This window comes from Microvirga massiliensis (genome assembly GCF_001006805.1).
Classification (GTDB): domain Bacteria; phylum Pseudomonadota; class Alphaproteobacteria; order Rhizobiales; family Beijerinckiaceae; genus Microvirga; species Microvirga massiliensis.
Map to the genome: position 1 here is coordinate 169,561 of NZ_LN811357.1, position 9,681 is coordinate 179,241.

Annotated in this window: 6 protein-coding genes; 3 read left to right on the forward strand and 3 right to left on the reverse strand. The window is 62.5% G+C overall.

The window, feature by feature from the left end:
- Positions 1 to 381: 381 nt before the first annotated feature.
- Positions 382 to 747 (reverse strand): hypothetical protein, encoded by a 366-nt coding sequence (locus tag BN1233_RS23190; protein ID WP_048708375.1) that lies wholly within the window; start codon positions 745 to 747, stop codon positions 382 to 384.
- An 81-nt stretch (positions 748 to 828) separates the two neighbouring features.
- Here BN1233_RS23190 and BN1233_RS23195 point away from each other — a divergent pair, with 81 nt between their 5' ends.
- Both BN1233_RS23195 and BN1233_RS23200 read left to right on the forward strand, forming a co-directional pair.
- Positions 829 to 1,272 carry a hypothetical protein gene (locus BN1233_RS23195; RefSeq protein ID WP_046865992.1) on the forward strand — a complete coding sequence of 148 codons (444 nt, stop codon included), beginning with the start codon at positions 829 to 831 and terminating at the stop codon, positions 1,270 to 1,272.
- 628 nt (positions 1,273 to 1,900) lie between these two features.
- Positions 1,901 to 3,541 carry an L-serine ammonia-lyase gene (locus tag BN1233_RS23200; protein WP_082145608.1) on the forward strand — a complete coding sequence of 547 codons (1,641 nt, stop codon included), beginning with the start codon at positions 1,901 to 1,903 and terminating at the stop codon, positions 3,539 to 3,541.
- Positions 3,542 to 3,940: 399 nt separating this feature from the next.
- Here BN1233_RS23200 and fabI read toward each other — a convergent pair whose 3' ends face one another.
- The gene (fabI, locus tag BN1233_RS23205) at positions 3,941 to 4,741 is read right to left on the reverse strand and encodes an enoyl-ACP reductase FabI (RefSeq protein WP_046866171.1); all 801 of its coding nucleotides are present in this window, start codon (positions 4,739 to 4,741) and stop codon (positions 3,941 to 3,943) included.
- A 969-nt stretch (positions 4,742 to 5,710) separates the two neighbouring features.
- On the opposite strand from fabI, the gene BN1233_RS23215 reads away from it, so the two are divergent.
- Positions 5,711 to 8,530, forward strand: coding sequence for an SH3 domain-containing protein (locus BN1233_RS23215; protein WP_046866172.1), 2,820 nt, complete (start codon positions 5,711 to 5,713; stop codon positions 8,528 to 8,530).
- Positions 8,531 to 8,812: 282 nt separating this feature from the next.
- Here the strand turns inward: BN1233_RS23215 and BN1233_RS23220 are convergent, their stop codons facing one another.
- Positions 8,813 to 9,226: a hypothetical protein gene (locus tag BN1233_RS23220; protein WP_046865994.1), complete on the reverse strand. Its 414-nt coding sequence runs from the start codon at positions 9,224 to 9,226 to the stop codon at positions 8,813 to 8,815.
- Between the last annotated feature and the right edge of the window lie 455 nt (positions 9,227 to 9,681).

Consider the following 9,681-nt stretch of genomic DNA (forward strand, 5'->3'; position numbering starts at 1 on the left):
TTGGCGCAGAGGTTCTTTACGCGAGGGTCGACCCGCGTGGCCGCGTCGCGGTTCCGATCACGAACTTCGCCGGCGATGCCTCAGGCTTCTTCAAGCCGACCGGTTCCGACGACATCTGGGAAGCCCGTTTGCGTGTCCAGCGCGACTTCTGAGCTGTTTAATCCCGCTCTCTGATCCTGTCGCGATCTGCCATTGCTCCAACGCCCGAGTCCCGTAACAGTGCAGGGCTCGGCGCGAGGTCAGGTGCTACCGAGGACATTGAAGATGACCGAACCACGGCTTGCGCAGTTCGGTCGTCTGGCGGAACGCTGCCGTAGCCCGCTCTTGAACGGAACCGCTCCAGGAATCCCGCTCCTTCGCCGCCGATCCTGTGCCCGAGGGTCAGCTTCGTTTCTCGGCATTCCACCGTCCTGAGCAGTTCAGCCTTCCCGCACTGGTCCAAGTGCCTGAACCCGAACGGCTCGACAGACGGCCCGTGACATCGACCCGTGTCTTGCTGCCTTGGACGCTGCCTCGGATGCGCCCGTCTGGCTCGAGCCCGCCCGCGGTATTGAACTTCCCTGAGCCGCCATTGCGAACGGTCCCATTCTCGATCACTGCCCGATAATGATGAGGCCTCCTGCAGGTGCCTCTCTCGGGAATCGCCTCGATGCTCCAATGGCCATCGAACTGCTGCTGCGCCAGGGCCGGGCCGTCGAGCAGAGCCAATGCAACGATAAGGACAAGGTTGGTTGAAAGTCGCTGCATCGTGAGGACTCCTGACTTCTTGACGATTTCTGGAGTTTTGGCGGCATTTGAAGTAATATACCGCGACTTGGAGGTTGTGCGATGCGTAAGATCACAACCCTCGCAGCTGCAGCCGTCATCATGGGCGGGACCCTGGCGACCTCGGATGCCAAAGCCTATTACTGGTATGGCTACCGCGGTGGCGGATGGGGGGGCGGCGCGGCGCTCGCGGCTGGAATTTTCGGTCTCGCGGCTGGTGCTGCGCTGGCATCTGCTGCCTACCCGGCCTACGGATATCCAGTCTATGGCTACCCGTTCTATGGATATCCAGTCTATACTGGATATCCGGTCTATGCTGCCCCTGTCTATTATGGCGGCTATGGCTATCCGATCTACCGCCGCCGCGTGATCTATCCCTATGGCTACTATGGGCGCCCAATCTATCGGCCCTATTACGGTTATTATGGGCGCCCCTACTATGGCTACTACCGGGGCCCGATCTATCGACCCTATTGGGGCGGGCGACGAGTCTATTATCGCTACTGAGGCGTGAGCGGCCCGGAGTATCGATCACAGTCGCGAGGCTGTTCCTGGTCATGCCTTCGCAGATCGGATGCCCCGGGCTGAGCACCGCCGACAGAAAGGCATCGGGCATCTCTGCGAACAGGGCGTAGTCTCCTGACCCTATATCTCCGGGACGTCGTTCCATCCGATCTCGAACGTGCGGCCATAGGCTGTGTATCCAGTGCGCATGACGACTGCGCCCGGTGACGCAAGAATTTCTGCGGATCGAGGCACGGATCTTCCGGCGTTGGCCCGTCGGACTCCAAAGGCGTGGCGCACCGCGCATCGCCCTGGCACCGGACCGGCCCTGGCCCAAACTGTCAAAACATTGTCCCCACCGATCAAGCGCCGCACATCCGCTGGAATAGAGTGATCGTCCAGGCCGGGTGGCACTCGGGCGCGGCGAAACTTAGACGCTTCGCACACCAGCAAACGCGATCCGAGGCGACCCGGTTGGCCAGCCGAAGCTGGTCTCGGATGGTCCGAGGTCGAACTGGCCTGAGGAAACGCCAGGAGCGAGGCAGACATGCCCGTGATAAGCGCCAGCATGAGCGCGGGAGCCGTCTCGAGAGCATACCAAAACCCTAACCACCCACTGGAGGAAACGGTCATGAGTAGCAAGGACGTCGAGCTGTTCCCGACGCTACCCGAGTTCCCTGCTCTTTCGTCGAACGTAGACCGCCGGTCGTTTCTCATGCGCAGCACTGCCATTGGCGCCGCGGCGGTGATGACCGGGACCACCTGGGCGCCAGAAGCGCGCGCCCAGCAAGCCGCAACGGAGGCCTCTGCACAGCAGGCCGCCAAAGAGGCCGCGAAGGACGCTTCCGGGCTCAAGATGAGTGCCGCCCTTTCTCCCGACCTGAACGTCGTGAAGTCGTCCAAAGGGCCGGTGATGATCGTCGCGGACGAATTCTACAAGGTGGGGCCCGGCCCCTCGAGCTCGCACACGATCGGGCCGATGCGCATCACGTACGACTTCTACCAGCGCTGCACGAAGCTGCCGGCAGACCAGCTCGCACAGGCGACCGGCCTCAAGGTGCATCTGTTCGGCAGCCTGAGCGCCACCGGCAAGGGGCATGGCACCGAGCGCGCCGCGCTGGCAGGCCTGGTGGGCAAGGAGCCAGCCACCGTGGATCCGCTGTTCCTCGACGAAATGATCGCCAAGCCACAGCAGACTTATCCGGTACAGATCGGCGGCAAGACGCTCAACCTGTCCTTGGCCGATATCATCTATGATGCGCCGAAAGGCGATTTCCCGCATCCGAACACGATGACGTGCAAGCTCGTGGCCGGCGACAAGGTCCTATACGAGCAGGAGTATTACTCTGTCGGCGGCGGGTTCATCGAGTGGAAGGGCTACGAACCTCCCAAGAAAGGCCAGCCGAAATATCCCTATGCGACGATGAAGGAACTGCGACAGCACGCGGAGAAGAACAACCTCTCGATCGCAGACGTGATCATGGCGAACGAGATAGCGGTTTCCGGGAAGAGCGAAGAACAGATCAACGCCTTCCTGGACAAGATCGCCGGAGCGATGCTCGCCACCGTGAAGTCCGGTCTTTCCGTGAAAGACGATGTCTTGCCTGGGCCGATCAAGCTTCACTCCAAGGCCGCGACGGTCTGGGAGCGCGCGATGGACGACCAGTACGAGAGCGACCGTGCAATCGCCATGGTTTCGGCTTGTGCGCTGGCCGCTTCCGAGGAGAACGCCCGCGGCCACCTAGTCATCACCGCCCCCACGGGTGGCTCTGCAGGCGTGATGCCGGCGGTCGTATACGCCCTCGTGCAGAGCAAACGACAGGTCCCGATGGACAAGATCCGCCAGGGCCTGCTCGCCGGCTTGGCCGTCGGCTACCTCTGCAAGCACAATGCGACCCTCGCCGCAGCGGAGGGCGGCTGCCAGTCCGAAATCGGTGTCGCCTCGGCAATGGCGGCCGCACTGATCGCACAGGCCATGGACAGCTCGCCGCAAGTCATCGAGAACGCCGCGGAGTCGGCGCTCGAGCATCACCTGGGCATGACCTGCGATCCGGTTGCGGGCTACGTGCAGGTTCCCTGCATCGAGCGGTGTGCCTTCGGCGCGGTGAAGGCCTGGACCGCCTTCATGGTCGCAACCAACGAGATCGCGAGCCGGCACCGCGTCGATCTGGACACGACGATCAAGACTCTGGCCGACACGGGCCGGGACATGAACGCAAAGTACAAGGAAACGAGCGAAGCAGGGCTGGCCCAGAACCTGACCCTCTGCTGAAGCTTTGTAAGAGGCCGCGAGGAAGGCGACGCACTTCGTGCCCTCACGCCTTCCTCGTCATGGTGAGCGGAGTGAAGCGATCCAGGTCTGCGGGTCCAGTCTGGATTGCTTCGCCTTCGGCTTGCAATGACGGCAGTGGTTCAGGAGTCTACTTCCGTTTCCGGCCGTGCTCCTCGCGTCCTCACGCTCTATTCGTCATTGCGAACGGAGTGAAGCAATCCAGCGGTGCCTCCGTCGACGGGTAGATTGCTTCGCCTGCGGCTCGCAATGACGGAAGTGCAACGGAACAGGCAGTGCATTACGCCTCCCGCTTGCAATGACAATTGGGCACGGCAGTGCATCTTGCCTGATCCGGCACTATCCTCAGGATCAGCGAGTCTTACTCCACGGACGACAGCGTCAATCGACGATGTGATAGCCGCCATCGACATAAAGCGTTTCGCCGGTGATCAGGCGCGCCGCGTCATGTGCGAGGAATGCCGTTGCCACGCCCACATCGTCGATCGTGACCAGGCTTCGAGCAGGCGCCTTCCCACGCGCCTTGTCGAGCAGCTTGTCGAACTCGGTGATCCCCGACGCCGCGCGGGTCGCGAGCGGCCCGGGAGAAATGGCGTGTACGCGGATGCCCTTCGGCCCGAGTTCGGCCGCAAGGTAGCGGACGGCGCTTTCAAGCGCTGCCTTGGCGACGCCCATAATGTTGTAGTTGCTGACGACTCTTTGGCTCCCGTAATACGTCATCGTGAAGAGCGAACCGCCCTTGGTCATCAGCGGTTCCGCGAGATGGGCCATGCGGATGAAGCTCCAGCATGACACGTCCATGGTGGCGAGGAATCCATCGCGAGACACGTCCACAACTCGCCCCTGAAGCGCCTCCTTCGGCGAAAACGCGATGGAATGCACGAGGAAGTCGAGCGTACCCCACTCCTTGCCGATGCGTTCGAACACGCTCTCCATCTGCCCGGGCGTGCCGACGTCGAGGGGCATCACGATTTCGGCTTCAAGCGCCTCGGCGAGCGGATCGACGTGTTTCTTTGCCTTGTCGTTGAGATAGGTCACGGCCAGATCGGTCCCGAGCGCCCGGAAAGCTCGGGCGCACCCCCAGGCAATCGAGTTCTCGTTGGCGATGCCGACGATGAGACCTCGTTTGCCGCCAAGGAGTTTGGCCTTCGCAGCCGGAATGAGCGGCGCCCGCCTTGGAATCCCGACCTCGATCGGCTCACCCCTGAGGTACTTCTCGGCTAAGATGCTGAGATCATTGAAGGCCTGCCGGGCATCCTTGGCGCGGTCGACAATCGCGATCTCCCGGCCGTCGACCATGAAACGGCCCTCGCCCCAGGGGGCGACGTCGATGATGTATCGGTTGTCGCCTGCGACTGCGACGAATTCCTGAACGGTCGCACCTTTCCCGACCGGGAAGTCCTGATTCGTCGTCCAGGCGAGCGTCCGCTGGACAGACGAATCGGTGGGAGCGGGTGACATGGCAAATCTCCCGATTTGAGGTCGATGCGCGGCTCAGCACCGGCGGGAAGCAATCGTCCGGATCCTCCCGGGACGCTCGATCCTATCGATGACATGTGCAGTCAGCCTGACTCGATGATCGAGGCGCGATCTTACCAATCATCAGCATGATGGCCTTGTGCAGAGCCCGTGAAACTATCCCGCAAAAGCACGCTCGCTGCAATGCTCCTCAACTACCCTGATGCGGATCAAAAGGTGGTATTCGAGCCCGTGCCTACATTGATCGATGCCGGCAGAATGACCTGGTTTTACCTGATTACCCGGCTCCATCAGGCCGACCTATGTCGGCGACATCAGCGGGAATCCCACGTGTCCGTGGCAGAGAAATTCGCGGGCGGACAGATCCGGATCTGTATAGGATGCAACGGCCCGCACCGCCTCACCGGGACGAGTGCAAGCCGCATGGTCCCTGTGCGCCGCAATGCGTTCACAGCACCCCTCACTTTTTATTGACGAAAATCAATCCAGCGAGTGTGGCGTAGGTGTGATAGAATAATTTGCTACATGATCGGGAGTATGCACTGGGGCACTACCGCTCGCAGGCAATGAATGTGCGGCTTGATGTGTCGACATCGGGTCAAGCCGAAGCAGACCGTTCCCGAGAATGTTGCAGCATTTACCCCATGCCTGGGGTTGCAGGAGTCGATCCTGATGCGCAGCTTCATCGCACTCACCTTTGTGCCGATCCTTGCGTCGGCCCCGGCTCTCGCCGCACCGGGGACGACCACCACCAGCGTCAATTTCCGTTCGGGTCCGGGCACGAACTTCGCCTCGATCCGGACCCTCCCGGCCGGCACAGCGGTCGATATTGGCGAGTGCGAAGGGTCCGGCAGCTGGTGCGCCGTGACCGTCAAGGGCAAGAGCGGCTTCGTCAGCGGACGCTACCTGCAGGAGAGCGATGATCCCGAAGGCTGGCCGCGCGCCTATGAGGTGGGGGAGAAGGGCCGCATGGTCCTTTATCAGCCGCAGTTCACCAAGTGGACGGACTTCAAGACGATCGAGGCGCTGGTGGCGGCCGAATACGTCAAGACGCCCGACGCCAAGCCGGTCTTCGGCGCGATCGGGCTCAAGGGCGCGACTTCCTATGACGAGGACGCCGACGAGGTCGTGATCATCGATGTCACCGTCACCGAACTGAACTTCTCCGGCCTCGTGCGCGATGACCTGACGGCACTCGCAGTCGAGGCCGGAAAGCTCCTGCCGACCGGCCCGATCACCGTTTCGGAGGCGCGTGTGTCGGCAAGCCTCGCCGAGCAGGAGCGGATGACCGACGTGGCAGGACTCAAAGCCGATGCACCGCCGATCTTCGTCTCGACGACACCGGCGATCCTGGTCCAGACGGACGGCGAGTCCGCCTATGCCCCTGTCAAGGGCGCGGCAGGCCTCTCCTTCGTGGTCAACACGAACTGGGACCTCTTCCGCGTTGACGAAGGCAGTACTCTGTTCCTGCGTGACGACACCCACTGGCTAACCGCCCGCGCGATCGACGGCCCATGGACCCCGGTCACCGAGCTGCCGGCGCCACTGACGGGGTTGCCGGATGATGACAACTGGAACGATGCGCGCGCCGCCATGCCACCCGAGCCCTATCGCGAGGGTGCCGCGCCGAAGATCATCCGCACGAATGCACCTTCCGAACTGATCCTGTTCGACGGCGAACCCGCTCTCGAGGACGTCCCAGGCACCTCGCTTCAATGGGCATCGAACAGCGAGTCGGACGTGTTCTTCGATAAAGCCGGGAAACTGTGGTATGTGCTTCTGTCGGGTCGCTGGTTCCGTGCCCCGGCTCTGAACGGGCCATGGACTTTCGCCACGCCCGACCTGCCCGCGGACTTCCGCAACATCCCCGAGGACGCGCCCTACTATGCCGTGCGTTCGTCCATTCCCGGTACATCCGAAAGCGCCGAAGCGCGGCTCAAGGCGAGCATCCCGACCACGGCGCGGGTCGAGGCCGGGTCCATCACGCCGGTGGTCGCTTATACGGGCGATGCGCAATTCGCGCCGATCGAGTCGAGCGATCTCGCGTATGCGACGAACACGAACGAGACCGTAATCAAGGTCGGTTCGCAGTATTTCCTGCTCCAGGACGGCGTCTGGTTTGTGGCCGACAGTCCGGATGGCCCATGGCAACTCGCACGGATGGTGCCGGACGAAATCTATCAGATCCCGCCCTCGTCGCCCGTCTACAACGCCACCTACGTTCGCGTTTACGAGACCGAGCCCGATGCGGTCTGGTACGGATACACGATGGGCTACCTGTCCGGCTTCCTGGCCTGGGGCACCTATGTCTATGGCACCGGATGGTACTATCCGCCGTATTGGTATAACTGGCCGGGCCATTCCTACCCGATCTATTATCCGCGGCCCGCCACGTGGGGCCTCGGCGCCTACTACAACCCGGTCAGGGGCGCCTACGGCCGCTATGGCTACGCATACGGTCCCCATCGGGGGATCGCGGGGGCACGGACCTGGAATCCGCGCACCGGAACCTATGTTCGCGGCGGCGCGGCGTGGGGACCGCGCGGTTCGGCTGGCTTCGTCGGGGCCTACAATCCACGGACGGACAGGGCCGGATATGTCGCAGGCGGGCGCAACGTTTACGGCGCCTGGAATTCGGCCGGGGTCAAACGTGGATCCGAGTGGGCGCGGGTAACGGCCAGCTCCAACGTTGCGGGCGGATCGACGCTCCGCTGGAACACTTCGAACGGACAGGGATTCGTGCACGAGGGACGGCGCGGCGACATCTATGCAGGCCGTGACGGCAACGTCTATCGGAACACCGGCGACGGCTGGCAGAAGTTCGACGGCGGCTGGCAGGACGTTGCACGCCCGGAGCGGAGCGAACTTCTGCAGCGTGGTGAGGGACTCCGAGATCTCTCGCCCGAGGCTCGCGAGCGGCTGCAGGAGCGCGGTGGAGGCGAGGCTCTCAGAGGGCTCGCCGGCGCCGGCGCAGCGGGCGCGGCAGGCGCCGCTCTCGGTCAGCGCTTCGGAGACGGCAGCGCGCAGAACCGGCGCGATCAGGAAGGAGGAGCCCGTGGCGAGCGGGCACAGGAGCGGGCGGCTCAACGCCCGTCAGCCCAACAGCGCCCCGCTGCACAACAACGCCCATCGACACAACAGCGCCCGACTGCACAACAGCGACCAACGGCGCAGCAACGTCAAGCGGCGAACGAACGCCCTGCGGCGCAGCGTAGATCTGCGCAGCAGCGCCCAACAGCACAGCGACCTGCAGCACGCCCTGGCCCTAGCCAGGCGCTGCCTTCGAATCTGATGCGGGATGTCCAGGCGCGGAACCTTGGGAACCAGCGGCAGATCGCAAATCGCCAGTTCTCGCGTCCCGCGGCAATGACACCCCAACGCAGCTTCGCCCCGCGAGGCGGCTACGGAGGGGGCCGCAGCTTTGGTGGGAGCAGCTTCGGAGGCGGCCGCAGTTTCGGAGGTGGGCGCGGCGGAGGTGGCCGCCGCCGCTAACGCATCGTGCGGAAAAGTGGACCCACCTTTCCGCACGATGCGCCGCTCAAGGACCTATCCGATGCCATAAAGCTCGTGAAGGAATTGGGCGCTCAAATCAGCTGATGCATGCCGCGGTGTTGCGTCGATCTTCGTCGGTCGGCGCGACAGACATGGAAGACAGAGTCTCACCGAAAGGCTTGCGAATATGCGCGTGGACACAAACGTCTTCGTGAAGACTCGGTCGGATAGCGCCAATCGAAATCGCACGGATTCCGCTATCCAGCCGGGGTCTCAATAGCCTTATCGATCGCAGCGCGTGTAAAGACTCCCCGTCTTGTCCTGGTCGTTGAAAAATCGCTTCAGGCCATCCGAACCAGGGGCCATCTGAACCGTGACGTCGTTGGCCGAGACAGAGTTCGCGCAGCCCAGTGTCAGGACCTGACGATCTCCGGCCGGCTTGATCGATTTGATGCGGCACGATGCTTGAGGAGTCCTCAGGCGATTGCCCGAAATGATAAAGGCAGGTGCGAATATGTTCACCGGCTTTCGGAATGAAAAACCTTTCGCCGCAGGAGCGAAAATCTCTTCACAGGAGAGGCTCGAACTCAGCCACGCCCCCTGATAGGCGGAAAGATTTGGCTCCGCCGCCATGGCGCCCGACAGCGCGCCGAACGTAGCAAGGCCGAGCCCGAGAACATATCGCGAAACGTCCACCGGTTCCTCCTATGATGGAAGGACATTGATTCATGACTTGGGCGGAGCCTATGGCTCGACAACGAAAGATGTGGCAGATGCATCACAAGGATGAACCGAGACAGGCTCCCGAGCACCCTGGCCCCGCCTTTAAAACTCGATGAAACATTATTGGGCTTTCATCGAAGAGTCCATGCGGCGTCCAACGGTGCTTCGTTTTCTTCGAGAATGCGGAATCTCTCGCGCGTCGACCCCGTGCTCGAGGCCCGATTGTGCAAATCAAGCACGAATGCCAGGGTGACGCCGGACAGGCGGAATACAATCATCGGGGTTGCGAAAGCGCGCCACAAGCACCCGATCTCGTCGGATCCTGTCCATGGTCCCGAACACAGGCGCAACCGCGTAGCACAGCGGCTCTGGCTCCCTTTCGAAACAGAGCACTTGTTATCCCGAGCTCCCTCCGGAAGCAGGAGGTC